This window comes from Variovorax sp. CF313, from assembly GCF_000282635.1.
GTDB lineage: Bacteria > Pseudomonadota > Gammaproteobacteria > Burkholderiales > Burkholderiaceae_C > Variovorax.
The window spans coordinates 1-14,443 of sequence record NZ_AKIW01000107.1 but is presented as its reverse complement, the minus strand read 5'-3'; the positions used below and the strand labels follow the sequence as shown (position 1 = coordinate 14,443).

Genomic DNA, 14,443 nt, shown 5'->3' with positions numbered 1-14,443 from the left:
CGCAACATGAGCGCAACCCTTTCCGCATCCACCCTGCTGGCCGTGCCGCTGGCACCCCTGGTCGGCGCCGTCGTCGCCGGCCTGTTCGGCACCAAGTTCGGCGGCGATCACATCGGCCGCAAGGTCACGCATTCGCTGACCATCCTGGGCGTGCTGGTCGCCTTCATCATCTCGGCCATGACGCTCAAGAGCGTGGTGGCCGACGGCGCCCGCTTCAACGAAACCATCTATGAATGGATGACCGTTGGCGGGCTGAAGATGGAAGTCGGCTTCCTGATCGACGGCCTCACCGCCATGATGATGTGCGTGGTGACCTTCGTGTCGCTGATGGTGCACATCTACACCATCGGCTACATGGAGGAAGACGACGGCTACAACCGTTTCTTCGCGTACATCTCGCTGTTCACCTTCTCGATGCTGATGCTCGTCATGAGCAACAACATGCTCCAGCTGTTCTTCGGCTGGGAGGCGGTGGGCCTGGTGTCGTACCTGCTGATCGGTTTCTGGTTCAACCGGCCGACCGCGATCTTCGCGAACATGAAGGCCTTCCTGGTCAACCGCGTGGGCGACTTCGGCTTCATCCTCGGCATCGGCCTGATCGCGGCCTATGCCGGTACGCTGAACTACGGCGAAGCCTTCGCCAAGGCCAACACGCTGGCCGGCATCACCTTCCCGGGCACCGAATGGATGCTGATCACCGTGATCTGCATCTGCCTGTTCATCGGCGCCATGGGCAAGAGCGCGCAATTCCCGCTGCACGTGTGGCTGCCCGACTCGATGGAAGGCCCGACGCCCATCTCCGCGCTGATCCACGCGGCAACGATGGTGACGGCCGGCATCTTCATGGTGGCGCGCATGTCGCCGCTGTTCGAACTGAGCGACACGGCACTGAGCTTCATCCTCGTGATCGGCGCCATCACCGCGCTGTTCATGGGTTTCCTGGGCATCATCCAGAACGACATCAAGCGCGTGGTGGCGTACTCGACGCTCTCGCAGCTCGGCTACATGACGGTGGCGCTCGGTGCCTCGGCCTACTCGGTCGCGGTGTTCCACCTGATGACGCACGCGTTCTTCAAGGCGCTGCTGTTCCTCGGCGCGGGCTCGGTGATCATCGGAATGCACCACAACCAGGACATCCGCTGGATGGGCGGCGTGCGCAAGTACATGCCGATCACCTGGATCACCTCGCTGCTGGGTTCCCTCGCGCTGATCGGCACGCCGTTCTTCGCCGGGTTCTACTCGAAGGACAGCATCATCGAAGCGGTGCACGAAAGCCACCTGTGGGGCGCGAACTTCGCGTACTACGCGGTGCTGGCCGGCGTGTTCATCACGGCGTTCTATTCGTTCCGCATGTACTTCCTGGTCTTCCACGGCGAGGAACGCTACGACCAAAACCCCGACGCGCACCACCACGACGAGCATGCGGAGCACGACGACGATCATGGCCACGGCCACAAGCCGCACGAATCGCCCTGGGTGGTGTGGCTGCCGCTGGTGCTGCTGGCCATTCCCTCGGTGGTGATCGGCTTCATGACGATCGAGCCGATGCTGTTCGGCGAGTTCTTCAAGAACGCGATCATCGTGGACGGCACCAGGCACCACGCCATGAAGGAACTGGAAGAAGCCTTCCACGGCCCGGTGGCCATGGCCGTCCACGGCCTGACGGCGCCGCCGTTCTGGCTGGCGCTGGCCGGCGTGGTCCTGTCCTGGTACATGTACATGATCAACCCGGCGCTGCCGGCCGCGATCAAGCGCGCCTTCGGCCCGATCTACCGCCTGCTCGAGAACAAGTACTACATGGACTGGTTCAACGAGAACGTCATCGCCCGCGCCACGCGCGCGCTCGGTACCGGCCTGTGGAAGGGGGGCGACCAGGCCCTGATCGACGGTGCCGTCGTGAACGGCTCGTGGAAGGTGGTCGGCCGGGTTTCAGGCGTGGTTCGCTGGATGCAGTCCGGCTACATCTATCACTATGCCTTCGCGATGCTGCTCGGCATCTTCATCCTGATGACGTACTTCGTCTGGTTCAAACGCTGAGCCTAGCGCTGGAGAAAAAGAAAAATGGGTTTGTTGAGCCTTGCCATCTGGGTGCCGATCGCATTCGGCGCCGTGCTGCTGGCGTTTGGCCGTGACGAGCACGCCAGAGGCGTACGCTGGGTCGCGCTCGTCGGTTCCATCGTGAGCTTCCTGGTCACGGTGCCGCTGGTCACGCGTTTCCAGAACAGTAGCGCCGCGATGCAGTTCGTCGAGAAGACGGGCTGGATCTCGCGCTTCAACGTCAACTACCACCTCGGGATCGACGGCATGTCGCTCTGGCTGGTGCTGCTGACGTCGTTCATCACGGTCGTCGTCGTGATCTCGGCCTGGGAAGTGATCACCGAGCGCGTGAACCAATACATGGGCGCGTTCCTGATCCTGTCGGGCTTCATGATCGGCGTGTTCGCTGCACTCGACGGCGTGCTGTTCTACGTGTTCTTCGAAGCCACGCTGATCCCGATGTACCTGATCATCGGCATCTGGGGCGGCCCGAACAAGATCTACGCGGCTTTCAAGTTCTTCATCTACACCTTGCTCGGCTCGCTGCTGATGCTGGTGGCGCTGATCTACCTGTACAACAAGTCGGGCGGCAGCTTCGACATCCTGAGCTGGCACAAGCTGCCGCTGGGTGCGAGCGCGCAGACCTTCCTGTTCTTCGCCTTCTTCGCGGCTTTCGCGGTGAAGGTGCCGATGTGGCCGGTGCACACCTGGCTGCCCGACGTGCACGTCGAGGCGCCCACCGGCGGTTCCGCCGTGCTGGCCGCGATCATGCTGAAGCTGGGCGCCTACGGTTTCCTGCGCTTCTCGATGCCCATCGCGCCCGATGCCTCGCACGAATGGGCCTGGCTCATGATCGCGCTGTCGCTGATCGCGGTGATCTACGTGGGCCTGGTCGCGCTGGTGCAGCAGGACATGAAGAAGCTGGTGGCTTACTCGTCGGTGGCCCACATGGGCTTCGTGACGCTCGGCTTCTTCATCTTCAACGAGCTCGGCGTGTCCGGCGGCATCGTGCAGATGATTGCGCACGGCTTCGTGTCGGGCGCCATGTTCCTGGGCATCGGCGTGCTGTACGACCGCGTGCACTCGCGCCAGATCGCCGACTACGGCGGCGTGGTCAACACCATGCCCAAGTTCGCCGCGTTCGCGCTGCTGTTCGCCATGGCCAATTGCGGCCTGCCGGGCACCGCCGGTTTCGTGGGCGAGTGGATGGTGATTCTGGGTGCCGTGAAGGCCAACTTCTGGATCGGAATGGCGGCAGCGACCGCGCTGATCTTCGGTGCCGCCTACACCCTGTGGATGTACAAGCGCGTGTACCTCGGCCCGGTCGGCAACGACCACGTCAAGGAAGTCAGCGACATCAATGCCCGCGAGTTCCTGATGCTGGCGCTGCTTGCGATCGCCGTGCTGTGGATGGGCCTCTATCCGAAGCCTTTCACCGACTCGATGAACGCTTCGGTGACCGAGCTCCTGCGCCACGTGGCGATTTCCAAGTTGCCCTCCTGATGCCACGCTGAACAAGAGAACGAGATGATTGACAAACTCAGCTGGGTCACGATCTACCCCGAAATCGTGTTGCTGGTCATGGCCTGCATCATTGCGCTGGTCGACCTGTCGGACGCGAGCCCGCGCCGTACCCGCACCTATGTACTGACGCTGGCCACGCTCGCCGTGGTCGCGGTGTTGTCGGGCCTCGCCGCCCTCGGTGGCAAGACTGCCTACGGCTTCGGCGGCATGGTCGTCAGCGATCCGATGGGCAATTGGCTCAAATGCTTTGCCACCGTTGCCCTGATGGTCACGCTGGTCTATGGCCGTCCTTATGCGGCCGACCGCGAGATGCTGCGCGGCGGCGAACTGTTCACCATCAGCATGTTCGCGCTGCTGGGCATGTTCGTGATGATCTCGGGCAGCAACTTCCTGCTGATCTACCTGGGCCTGGAACTGCTCACGCTGTCGAGCTATGCGCTGGTGGCGCTGCGCCGCGACAACGCGGTGGCCAGCGAAGCCGCCATGAAGTACTTCGTGCTCGGCGCCATGGCCAGCGGCTTCCTGCTGTACGGCCTGTCGATGATGTACGGCGCGACCGGTTCGCTCGACGTGAACGAAGTGTTCAAGACCATCGCGAGCGGCAAGGTGAACCACCAGGTGCTGGTGTTCGGCCTGGTGTTCATCGTGGCCGGCCTGGCCTTCAAGGTGGGCGCCGCGCCGTTCCACATGTGGGTGCCCGACGTCTACCAGGGCGCACCGACGGCGGTCACGCTGCTGATCGGCGCTGCTCCCGAACTGGCGGCCTTCGCCATCATCATCCGCCTGCTGGTCGACGCGCTGCAGCCGCTGGCCATCGACTGGCAGCAGATGCTTGCCGTGCTCGCCATCGCCTCGCTGCTGGTCGGCAACCTGGCCGCCATCGCCCAGAGCAACCTGAAGCGGATGCTGGCGTATTCGACGATCTCGCAGATGGGCTTCATGCTCCTCGGCCTGGTGGCGGGTTCGGACCAGCAGGGCACTTATAACGCCCAGTTCGCCTACAGCGCCTCGATGTTCTACATCGTGACCTACGTGCTGACCACGCTCGCGAGCTTCGGCATCATCCTGCTGCTGGCGCGCGAAGGCTTCGAAAGCGAAGAGATTACCGACCTCGCAGGCCTGAACCAGCGCAGCCCGCTGTATGCCGGTGTGATGGCCATCGCGATGTTCTCGCTGGCCGGCCTGCCGCCGCTGGTCGGCTTCTACGCCAAGCTGGCCGTGCTGCAGGCGCTGATCGCCTCGGGCCAGGCGATCTACATCGGGTTGGCCGTGTTCGCGGTGATGATGTCGCTGATCGGTGCGTTCTACTACCTGCGCGTGGTCAAGGTCATGTACTTCGATGCGCCCGTCACGGCCACCACGGTGTCGGCACCGCGCGACGTGCGCACCGTGCTCACGATCAACGGCGCGCTGATCCTGATCCTAGGCATCGTGCCCGGCGGCCTGATGACGCTTTGCTACGACGCGATCGTGGCCACGCTGGCCCACTGACGCGGCCGACCTCGGGTGTCGCAAACCGCGTCGGTCTGGGTCGTTCTGCTGGTGGCCCTGGTGGCCGCCAACCTGCCGTTCTTCAACAATCGCCTGTTCGGCGTCGTGCCTCTGGCGACAACACCCAAGTCGCTCGCGGTGCGGCTCGCCGAGCTGGTGGTCTTGTACTTTCTGGCGGGCGGCGTCGGGCTGCTGTTCGAGCGCAGGGCAGGGCAGATCGCCTCGCAAGGCTGGGAGTTCTATGCGGTGACCGGCGCGCTGTTCATCGTGCTGGCCTTTCCCGGGTTCACCTGGCGCTACCTGATGAAACACAGGCACTGACGACATGACCTCGACCACCACGACCACCGATTCGCACCTGAAGGAAGAACTCACGCAGAGCGTGGAGCTCTTCAAGGGCAACTTCCTGCACGCCAAGCGCGACACCGTGCGACTGCCCGACGGCCACACCGCCACGCGCGAATACGTGGTGCATCCGGGTGCCGTGGTGGTCATTCCGTTGCTGGACGATGGCCGCGTGGTGCTGGAACGCCAGTTCCGCTACCCCGTGGGCCACGTGATGATCGAATTCCCCGCGGGCAAGCTCGACGCGGGTGAAGACCCGTTCGTCTGCGGCCGGCGCGAGCTGCTCGAGGAAACCGGCTATACCGCGCGCGAATGGGCGCATGCGGGTGCGATGCACCTGGCGGTGGCGTACTCGACCGAGATCATCCACATCTACTTCGCGCGCGGTCTTTCGCTGGGCGAGCGGCAGCTCGACCATGGCGAGTTCCTCGACGTGTTCACGGCCACGCCCGAAGAGCTGGCCGACTGGTGCCGTGACGGCACCGTGACCGATGCCAAGACGCTGACCTGCACGCTCTGGCTGCAGAACGTCCTTTCGGGCGCATGGGCTCTGGACTGGCAGGCCGTGCCGGCAGAAGGCAGCGCGGGATAATCCGCGCATGAAGGTTCTGAATCTCCGCTGCGCACACGGCCACGGCTTCGAGGGCTGGTTTGCGTCCAACGAGGCCTTCGACAGCCAGTTGGCGAGCGGACTGGTCGAGTGCCCGGTCTGCGGCGACACCGCGATCGTCAAGTTGCTGAGCGCGCCGCGCCTCAACCTCGGCAATGCCAAGGCGCCGCAGGAAGCCGTTGCAACTGCCGCTTCAAATGTTGTTCCCGCCGAACTCTCGCCCGAGGCCCGCTGGATGCGAGCCGTGCGCGAGGTGCTGGCGAAGACCGAAGACGTCGGCGAGCGCTTTGCCGACGAAGCCCGGAAGATGCACTACGGCGAGGCCCAGGAACGGGGCATCCGCGGACAGGCCACGCTCGAGCAGACCGAGGCGCTGCTCGACGAGGGCATTGCGGTGATGGCGCTGCCGATACCGGCTGCGCTCAAGGAAACCCTGCAGTAGCCAACCGGGCCGCGGCTGTTGCTCATGCCGTGAATTGGAGCGCAGCGAGGCGCGCATAAACGCCGCCCTGCGCCACCAGCGTCGCGTGCGTTCCCTGCTCGACGATCCCGCCGTGGTCCAGCACCACGATACGGTCGGCCTTCTGCACCGTCGCCAAGCGGTGTGCGATCACGACTGTCGTGCGGTTTTCCATCGCCGATTCCAGTGCCGCCTGCACCATGCGTTCGCTCTCCGCGTCCAGTGCGCTCGTGGCCTCGTCGAGCAGCAGCAGCGGCGGGTTCTTGAGGATCGCACGCGCGATCGCGATGCGCTGGCGCTGTCCGCCCGACAGGCGCACGCCGCGCTCGCCGAGGAAGGTGTCGTAGCCCTCGGGCAGCGCCTGCAGGAAGTCGTGGGCGAAGGCGGCGCGGGCGGCGGCATGCACCTCTTCGGCCGTTGCCTCGGGCCGGCCGTAGCGGATGTTCTCGAACGCGCTGGCCGAGAAGATCACCGCATCCTGTGGCACCAGGCCGATGCGGGTGCGCAGGTCGGGCAGGGCGAGCGAAGCCAGCGGAGTGCCATCGAGCAGCAGGCGGCCCGATTGCGGGTCGTAGTAGCGCAGCAGCAACTGGAACACTGTGCTCTTGCCCGCGCCGCTCGACCCCACCAGCGCCACGGTTTCGCCGGGCGAGACGTCGAGGCTGAAGCCGCGCAATGCCGGCGTGTCCGGCCGGGACGGGTAATGGAAGGTCACCGCATCGAACCTGATCGCGCTGCCCGCCACGGGAACGGGCGCGACCGTCGGATTCGACGGTGAAAAGATGGCCGCGGGCGCATGCAGCAGTTCCATCAGCCGCTCGGTTGCGCCGGCTGCGCGGAGCAAGTCGCCGTACACCTCGCCGAGCACGGCGGTCGCACTGGCCAGGATGGCGACGTAGACGACGGTCTGGCCCAGGTGGCCGGCCGTGATGTCGCCGCGCAGCACTGCCTGCGTGCCTTGGTACAGGCCCCAGAGCAGCGCCGCGGAGGTCGCGATGATGATGAACGCCACCAGCACCGAGCGGGCCTTGGTTCGGCGCACGGCGGTGCGGAAAGCGTTCTCCGTCGAACCGCTGAAGCGCGCGGCCTCGCGGCCTTCGGCCGTGTAGCTCTGCACCACCGGAATCGCGTTCAGCACCTCGGCGGCGATGGCGCTCGAATCGGCCACGCGGTCCTGGCTGGCGCGCGACAGCTTGCGCACGCGGCGGCCGAACCACATGCTCGGCAGCACCACCAGCACGAGGATGCCCAGCACCTGCACCATCACATAGGGATTGGTCCACACCAGCACGGCCAGCGCGCCGATGCCCATCACCGCGTTGCGCAGGCCCATGCTCAGCGACGACCCGACGACCGTCTGCACCAGCGTGGTGTCGGCTGTCAGGCGCGAGAGCACCTCGCCGGTCTGCGTGGTTTCGAAGAAGGCCGGGCTCTGCTTCAGCACGTGGCCATAGACCGCGTTGCGGATGTCGGCCGTCACGCGCTCGCCCAGCCAGCTCACCGTATAGAAGCGCGCCGCCGAGAAAAGACCGAGCGCCACTGCCACCGCGAAGAGGGCGCCGAAGTGCTCGCGCAGCGCCATCGTCTGGGCGCCCTTGTCGGCGCTGATCAAGCCACCGTCAATCAGGCTGCGCAATGCGATAGGGAAAACCAGTGTGGTGAGCGCCGCCATCACCAGAAAGATGCCTGCCAGGACGATTTGCACCCGGTAGGGACGGAGAAAAGGGCTCAGGCCCGAGAGCGATCGGGGCGAGCCCTTGGCCATGGAAGACGGTGGGGGAGAAGCCATGGAAGGATTCTACAGAAACATTGCTACTACAAAGGCAGCCTTGACAATAACTGCCTCGGCAACTAATATTTGGCCCATGAGCGATGCAACTACCCCCCAAGCCCCGTCGGCGCCTGCCGACGCCGAGCGTCGCGCGCCTGCAGCCTTCTACAGCCCGGAAACCTACCGTACCGAAGAAAGCATCGGCTACCTGATGCGCCGCATCGTCACGGCGGTCGGCCAGTCGGTCGAAAACCGCATGTGCGAGCCGGGCAGCCCGACCTATCCGCAGTGGGTGCCTCTCTATAAATTGCACGTAGGCGCCGCTACCACCGTGGCCGAACTGGCCCGTGCCTGCGAACTCGACACCGGCGCCATGACGCGCCTGCTCGACCGCCTCGAGGCCAAGGGCCTGTGCCGCCGCGTGCGATCGCTCGAAGACCGCCGCGTGGTCAATATCGAGCTCACCGACGAAGGCCGTGCCGCCGCCAAGGAAGTGCCCTACGTGCTGAGCCGTGTGCAGAACGAACACCTTGCCGGCTTCAGCACCGAAGAATGGGAGCAGCTCAAGGGGTACTTGCGCCGCATCCTCGACAACGCCCAGGCCCTCGCGGCCCGTGGAGATAAAAATGACTGAATCCCTCGCCGTGCGCGCCGTGCGTCGCACACCCATCATGGCCGCCGCACTGCTGGTAGTGGCATTGGCCGGTTGTGCCGACATGTCAGGCATCGGCTCGCAGGCCAAACTGCGCGACGCCTCGTCGCTGGGCATCGCGCCCGACAGCGCCGCGGCGCCGGCGTCCCGGCTCGACAGCCAATGGTGGCTGGCCTTTGGCGATACGCAGCTCGATTCGCTGATCGACCAGGCCGTGGCCGGCAACCCGAACCTGCAGGTCGCCCAAGCCCGCCTTGCGCGTGCGCAGGCCTCGGCGGACATTGCCGGCGCGGCGCTCAAGCCGCAGGTCAAGGGCGACCTCGACCTGAAGCGCCAGAAGTTCAACACCAACTACATCTACCCCGCACCGCTGGGCGGCTCGACGCAGAACATCGGCCTGCTGCAGCTCAGCGCCAGCTGGGAACTCGACTTCTTCGGCAAGAACCGCAGCGCGCTCGACACCGCCATCGGCGCGGCCAACGCCGCGGCCGCCGATGCGGATGCCGCACGCGTGCTGCTCGCGAGCAACGTGGCGCGCAGCTACTTCCAGTGGGCGCGCCTGAACGACCAGCTCACCGTTGCCGGACGCACGCTGGCGCAGCGCGACGAAACGCTCAAGCTTGTGCGCGACCGCGTGTCCGCCGGCCTCGACACCCGTCTCGAACTGCGCCAGAGCGAAGGCGGCCTGCCCGAGGCACGCCAGCAGATCGAATCGCTCAACGAGCAGATCGCGCTGCAGCAGCACGCACTCGATGCGCTGGTCGGCCAGCCGAACGTGTCGGCATCGCTCAAGCCGCCGGTGCTGGCGAACGTCAAACCGATGGCGCTGCAGGCGAACATTCCGGCCGACCTGCTGGGCCGCCGCGCCGACATCGCCGCCGCGCGCTGGCGCGTCGAGGCCGCCACGAGTGACGTGGCCAATGCCAAGACCCTGTTCTATCCCAACGTGAATCTCACGGCCTTCGCCGGCTTCCAGAGCCTGGGCTTCGGCAAACTGCTGAAGTCGGGCAGCGAGCAATGGGGCGTGGGCCCCGCCATCACGCTGCCGATCTTCGAAGGCGGCAAGCTGCGGGCCAACCTGCGCGGCAAGTCGGCCGACCTCGACGTGGCCATCGAAAGCTACAACGCCACCGTGCTCGACGCGGTGCGCGACGCGGCTGACCAGGCCACCAGCGCGCAGTCGATCGCGCGCCAGCAAGCTGAACAACGCGCCGCGCAGGCCGCTGCCGAGGGCGCCTACGACATCGCCGTGCAGCGTTACCGCGCGGGCCTCGGCAACTACCTCAACGTGCTGACGGCGGAAACCTCCGTGCTGGCGCAGCGCCGGCTGGCGGTCGATCTGGCCGCCCGCGCGCTCGACACACAGGTAGGTCTGGCGCGCGCGCTGGGCGGCGGCTGGCAGCCCCCGGCCACCGCCACGGCAGCGGCGCCATCAGCCGCAATGAACTGACATCACCCGAACCAGTCCGATTTTTTCGTCTTCGGAAAGAACTTCATCATGAGCGACAACAACACTCCGACGCCCGCTGCAGCCGCAGCTTCCGCAGCCCCCGAGGCGCCCGCCGGCAATGGCAAGCGCCGCCGCGCGCTCACCGCGCTCGCCGCGGTGGTGATCGTCGCCGGCGGCGGCTGGGGTGTCTACGAATGGCTGGTCGCCAGCCACTACGAGGACACCGACAACGCCTACGTGCAGGGCAACGTGATCCAGATCACGCCGCAGATCGGCGGCACCGTGATGGCCATCAACGCCGACGACACCGACTTCGTGAAGGCCGGCCAGCCGCTGGTGCAACTCGACCCGGCCGATGCCAAGGTGTCGCTCGAACAGGCCGAAGCCGCGCTCGCGCAGGCCGTACGCCAGGTTCGCACGCTGTACGCCAACAACGGCTCGCTGGCCGCGCAAGTCACGCTGCGCCAGGCCGACATCGTCAAGGCGCAGAGCGACATCGCCAAGGCGCAGGACGACCTGCAGCGCCGCCGCGCGCTGTCGGGCAACGGCGCCGTGTCGAAGGAAGAGCTCAACCATGCCGAAACGCAGCTCGACACCGCCAAGAGCCAGCTCGCAGCGGCGCAGGCCGGCGTGGTCGCCGCGAAGGAAGCCCTGGTCAGCAACCAGTCGCTGACCGAAGGCACCAGCGTGGCCCAGCACCCCAGCGTGCTGGCCGCTGCCGCCAAGGTGCGCGAGGCCTACCTCGCCACGCAGCGAGTGGCCATGCCCGCGCCGGTCGACGGCTACGTCGCCAAGCGCACCGTGCAGCTCGGCCAGCGCGTGGCCGCCGGCACGCCGATGATGTCGATCGTGCCGCTCAACCAGCTGTGGGTCGACGCCAACTTCAAGGAAGTGCAGCTGCGCAACATCCGCATCGACCAGCCCGTGAAGCTCACGGCCGACGTCTACGGCAAGAAGATCGAATACAGCGGCAAGGTCGCGGGCCTCGGCGTGGGTACGGGCAGCGCGTTTGCGCTGCTGCCCGCGCAGAACGCCACCGGCAACTGGATCAAGGTGGTGCAGCGCGTGCCCGTGCGCATCGCGCTCGACCCTGAGCAGCTCAAGTCCAACCCGCTGCGCATCGGCCTGTCGATGGATGCCGAGATCGACATCTCCTCGAAGAGCGGCAAGATGCTCGCCGACGCGCCGCGCGCCGCTGCGCTCACGCAGACGCAGGTCTACAGCCAGCTCGACCGCGGCGCCGACGCCGAAGTGGAGCGCATCGTCGCGGCCAACCTCGGCCGCAGCGCGTCGGCCACGGCAGCTGCCGCACCGGCGAAGAACCCGACAGCGCCTGCCACGTCGGTGGCCGCGCAGGGGCAACCGGGCTGATCGCCCGGACTTTCTTCCTCAGGTAAACAGTTCGCCCATGGCCACCGCTGCTCCTGCTTACGTCGCGCATCCGCCGCTCGAGGGCGCAGCCCGCCTCTGGGGCACGGTCGCGCTGTCTGCGGCAACCTTCATGAACGTGCTCGACTCGTCGATCGCGAACGTGTCGCTGCCTGCCATCTCCGGTGACCTGGGCGTGAGCACCACGCAGGGTACCTGGGTCATCACCAGCTTCGCGGTGGCCAACGCCATCGCGGTGCCGCTCACTGGCTTCATGACGCAGCGCTTCGGACAGGTGCGCCTGTTCATGGCCAGCGTGATCCTGTTCATGATCACCTCGCTGATGTGCGGCCTGGCGCCGAACATGACGACGCTGATCGCCTTTCGCGCCCTGCAGGGCTTCGTTGCGGGCCCGATGATCCCGCTATCGCAGACGCTGCTGCTGTCGAGCTATCCGCGCGCCAAGGCGGGCCTCGCGATGGCGATGTGGTCGATGACCACGCTGGTCGCGCCGGTGATGGGGCCGCTGCTCGGCGGCTGGATCACCGACAACATCTCGTGGCCGTGGATCTTCTACATCAACATCCCCGTGGGCATCGTCGCCGCGGCCATCACCTGGGCGCTGTACCGTCACCGCGAGAGCGCCACGCACAAAGTGCCGATCGACGCCATCGGCCTTGCGCTGCTGGTGCTGTGGGTGGGCTCGCTGCAGCTGATGCTCGACAAGGGCAAGGAACTCGACTGGTTCCACTCGGCGCAGATCATCACGCTGGCGGTGGTGGCCGTGGTCGGCTTCGCGTTCTTCCTGGTGTGGGAGCTGACCGACAAGCATCCGGTGGTCGACCTGTCGCTGTTCAAGCGCCGCAATTTCTGGTCGGGCGCCGTGGCAACGGCCGTGGCCTATGGCCTGTTCTTCGGCAACGTGGTGCTTCTGCCGCTGTGGCTGCAGCAGTGGATGGGCTACACCGCGACGCAGGCGGGCATGATCATGGCGCCTGTCGGGCTGCTGGCGATCTTCTTCTCTCCGGTGGTGGGGCTCACGGTGGCCAAGATCGACCCGCGCCGCTATGCGACCTTCTCGTTCCTGGTGTTCGCGCTGGTGCTGTGGATGCGCTCGCACTTCAACACGCAGGCCGATTTCGTGACGATCATCATCCCGACGATCATCCAGGGCATCGCGATGGCGTTCTTCTTCATTCCGCTCGTGACCATCACGTTGTCGGGCCTCACGCCCGACCGCATTCCGGCCGCGTCGGGACTGTCGAACTTCCTGCGGATCACCGCGGGCGCGATGGGCACGTCGATCACCACCACGTTGTGGGAGAACCGCGCGGCGCTGCATCACTCGCAATTGGCGGAGACCGTGAACCAGGGCAACAACGCGGCGACCAGCGCGATGTCGGGCCTCGCGGGCAGCGGCTTCAGCAGCGAGCAGGTGCTGGGGCAGCTGAACCGCATCGTCGACCAGCAGTCGTTCATGCTGGCGACCAACGACATCTTCTATGCGTCGGCGATCCTGTTCCTGCTGCTGATCCCGCTGGTGTGGTTGGCGCGGCCGCAGCGCGGCGGTGCCGGCAGCGACGCCGCAGCCGGCGCGCACTGAGCGCGCACACCATCGCCTCGTCGACCCCCAGCCTCCGCAAGGAGCCTGGGGGTTTTCTTTGTCGCTGCGACGACAGTCCCGATTCGGATGCCGCACAGGTCCGTGCAGGTTGCACTGCAGCATAGGCATTTGCCCCAGTATCCAAGCGAGTGGCACGCACGAACAATCGGTCCGCGCTCAATGGTGGCGCATTGGGATGGACCGCATGACCGACTTTCTTTTTCCGAATCCGGGCGACCTCGCGAGATGAGCGACGTCATCCTCGAAACACGCGAGCTCACCAAGGAATTCAAGGGGTTCACTGCCGTCAGCAAGGTCAATCTCTCGGTGGTGCGCGGCTCGATCCATGCGCTGATCGGCCCGAACGGCGCCGGCAAGACGACTTGCTTCAACCTGCTCACCAAGTTCCTCGAGCCGACCACCGGCACGATCCTCTTCAACGGACAGGACATCACCGGCGAGCGGCCCGCGCAGATCGCGCGGCGCGGCATCATCCGCTCGTTCCAGATCTCTGCCGTGTTCCCGCACCTCACGCTGCTCGAGAACGTGCGCCTGGGCCTGCAGCGCCGGCTGGGCACTTCGTACCACTTCTGGAAGAGCGAGAAGTCGCTCAAGCCGCTCGACGCGCGCGCCCGCGAACTGCTCGCCGAAGTGGGCCTCGAGGCACTCGCCGACGAACAGACCGTGAACCTGCCGTACGGCCGCAAGCGCGCGCTCGAGATCGCGACCACGCTGGCCATGGAGCCCGAGCTGATGCTGCTCGACGAGCCCACGCAGGGCATGGGCCATGAAGACGTGCACCGCGTGGCCGAACTCATCAAGCGCGTGTCGGCCGGACGCACCATCCTGATGGTCGAACACAACATGAGCGTGGTCTCCACCATCGCCGACACCATCACCGTGCTTCAGCGCGGTGCCGTGCTGGCCGAAGGACCTTACGCCGAAGTCTCCGCGAATCCCCAGGTCATGGAGGCCTACATGGGCACCACCGACGGCCAGCTGCAAGGGGCCCACTGATGACCGCGGCACTTCAGATCAAGGGCCTGCAAGCCTGGTACGGCGAATCGCACGTGCTGCATGGCGTCGACATGGTCGTGCAGCCGGGCGAAGTCGTCACGCTGCTGGGCCGCAA

The 14,443-nt window shown here is 65.9% G+C and carries 12 protein-coding genes and 1 pseudogene; 12 read left to right on the top strand and 1 reads right to left on the bottom strand.

Annotated features, from left to right (window positions below):
• Positions 1 to 6 precede the first annotated feature (6 nt).
• Genes nuoL through PMI12_RS24180 form a run of 6 tightly spaced genes read left to right on the top strand, consistent with a single transcriptional unit; the run spans position 7 to position 6,449 of the window.
• Complete coding sequence (gene nuoL / locus PMI12_RS24205; RefSeq protein ID WP_007837740.1) at positions 7 to 2,037, top strand: NADH-quinone oxidoreductase subunit L; 2,031 nt, start codon at positions 7 to 9, stop codon at positions 2,035 to 2,037.
• 24 nt (positions 2,038 to 2,061) lie between these two features.
• Positions 2,062 to 3,540, top strand: a complete 1,479-nt coding sequence (locus PMI12_RS24200) for an NADH-quinone oxidoreductase subunit M (protein ID WP_007837739.1) — start codon at positions 2,062 to 2,064, stop codon at positions 3,538 to 3,540.
• 24 nt (positions 3,541 to 3,564) lie between these two features.
• The gene (gene nuoN, locus PMI12_RS24195) at positions 3,565 to 5,052 is read left to right on the top strand and encodes an NADH-quinone oxidoreductase subunit NuoN (protein WP_007837737.1); all 1,488 of its coding nucleotides are present in this window, start codon (positions 3,565 to 3,567) and stop codon (positions 5,050 to 5,052) included.
• Between the two features lie 15 nt (positions 5,053 to 5,067).
• Positions 5,068 to 5,373: a DUF2818 family protein gene (locus PMI12_RS24190; protein ID WP_007837735.1), complete on the top strand. Its 306-nt coding sequence runs from the start codon at positions 5,068 to 5,070 to the stop codon at positions 5,371 to 5,373.
• 4 nt (positions 5,374 to 5,377) lie between these two features.
• Positions 5,378 to 5,989 carry an NUDIX domain-containing protein gene (locus PMI12_RS24185; RefSeq protein WP_007837734.1) on the top strand — a complete coding sequence of 204 codons (612 nt, stop codon included), beginning with the start codon at positions 5,378 to 5,380 and terminating at the stop codon, positions 5,987 to 5,989.
• A gap of 7 nt (positions 5,990 to 5,996) precedes the next feature.
• Positions 5,997 to 6,449 carry a DUF1178 family protein gene (locus PMI12_RS24180; RefSeq protein WP_007837732.1) on the top strand — a complete coding sequence of 151 codons (453 nt, stop codon included), beginning with the start codon at positions 5,997 to 5,999 and terminating at the stop codon, positions 6,447 to 6,449.
• 22 nt (positions 6,450 to 6,471) lie between these two features.
• On the opposite strand, the gene PMI12_RS24175 is transcribed toward PMI12_RS24180, so the two are convergent.
• Positions 6,472 to 8,256, bottom strand: a complete 1,785-nt coding sequence (locus tag PMI12_RS24175; protein WP_042674200.1) for an ABC transporter transmembrane domain-containing protein — start codon at positions 8,254 to 8,256, stop codon at positions 6,472 to 6,474.
• A gap of 76 nt (positions 8,257 to 8,332) precedes the next feature.
• On the opposite strand from PMI12_RS24175, the gene PMI12_RS24170 reads away from it, so the two are divergent.
• From PMI12_RS24170 to PMI12_RS28975, 6 genes and pseudogenes are all read left to right on the top strand, one after another.
• Positions 8,333 to 8,872, top strand: a complete 540-nt coding sequence (locus PMI12_RS24170) for a MarR family winged helix-turn-helix transcriptional regulator (RefSeq protein ID WP_042674198.1) — start codon at positions 8,333 to 8,335, stop codon at positions 8,870 to 8,872.
• Positions 8,865 to 10,340 (top strand): efflux transporter outer membrane subunit, encoded by a 1,476-nt coding sequence (locus tag PMI12_RS24165; protein WP_007837726.1) that lies wholly within the window; start codon positions 8,865 to 8,867, stop codon positions 10,338 to 10,340. Before PMI12_RS24170 ends, PMI12_RS24165 begins: the two co-directional genes overlap by 8 nt.
• 48 nt (positions 10,341 to 10,388) lie before the next feature.
• Positions 10,389 to 11,711 (top strand): efflux RND transporter periplasmic adaptor subunit, encoded by a 1,323-nt coding sequence (locus PMI12_RS24160; protein ID WP_007837724.1) that lies wholly within the window; start codon positions 10,389 to 10,391, stop codon positions 11,709 to 11,711.
• A gap of 37 nt (positions 11,712 to 11,748) precedes the next feature.
• Positions 11,749 to 13,311, top strand: a complete 1,563-nt coding sequence (locus tag PMI12_RS24155; protein WP_007837722.1) for a DHA2 family efflux MFS transporter permease subunit — start codon at positions 11,749 to 11,751, stop codon at positions 13,309 to 13,311.
• 246 nt (positions 13,312 to 13,557) lie between these two features.
• Positions 13,558 to 14,328 (top strand): ABC transporter ATP-binding protein, encoded by a 771-nt coding sequence (locus PMI12_RS24150; RefSeq protein WP_007837720.1) that lies wholly within the window; start codon positions 13,558 to 13,560, stop codon positions 14,326 to 14,328.
• Positions 14,328 to 14,443, top strand: a pseudogene (locus PMI12_RS28975) (ABC transporter ATP-binding protein); the annotation flags it as partial. The gene PMI12_RS24150 and the pseudogene PMI12_RS28975, both read left to right, overlap by 1 nt.

Bases quoted from the DNA above. Each gene is read 5' to 3' on its own strand.
- PMI12_RS24180 (WP_007837732.1), top strand. From the start codon at position 5,997: ATGAAGGTTCTGAATCTCCGCTGCGCACACGGCCACGGCTTCGAGGGC.
- nuoN (WP_007837737.1), top strand. From the start codon at position 3,565: ATGATTGACAAACTCAGCTGGGTCACGATCTACCCCGAAATCGTGTTG.
- PMI12_RS24160 (WP_007837724.1), top strand. From the start codon at position 10,389: ATGAGCGACAACAACACTCCGACGCCCGCTGCAGCCGCAGCTTCCGCA.
- PMI12_RS24175 (WP_042674200.1), bottom strand. From the start codon at position 8,256: ATGGCTTCTCCCCCACCGTCTTCCATGGCCAAGGGCTCGCCCCGATCG.
- PMI12_RS24165 (WP_007837726.1), top strand. From the start codon at position 8,865: ATGACTGAATCCCTCGCCGTGCGCGCCGTGCGTCGCACACCCATCATG.
- nuoL (WP_007837740.1), top strand. From the start codon at position 7: ATGAGCGCAACCCTTTCCGCATCCACCCTGCTGGCCGTGCCGCTGGCA.
- PMI12_RS24200 (WP_007837739.1), top strand. From the start codon at position 2,062: ATGGGTTTGTTGAGCCTTGCCATCTGGGTGCCGATCGCATTCGGCGCC.
- PMI12_RS24155 (WP_007837722.1), top strand. From the start codon at position 11,749: ATGGCCACCGCTGCTCCTGCTTACGTCGCGCATCCGCCGCTCGAGGGC.
- PMI12_RS24170 (WP_042674198.1), top strand. From the start codon at position 8,333: ATGAGCGATGCAACTACCCCCCAAGCCCCGTCGGCGCCTGCCGACGCC.
- PMI12_RS24150 (WP_007837720.1), top strand. From the start codon at position 13,558: ATGAGCGACGTCATCCTCGAAACACGCGAGCTCACCAAGGAATTCAAG.
- PMI12_RS24185 (WP_007837734.1), top strand. From the start codon at position 5,378: ATGACCTCGACCACCACGACCACCGATTCGCACCTGAAGGAAGAACTC.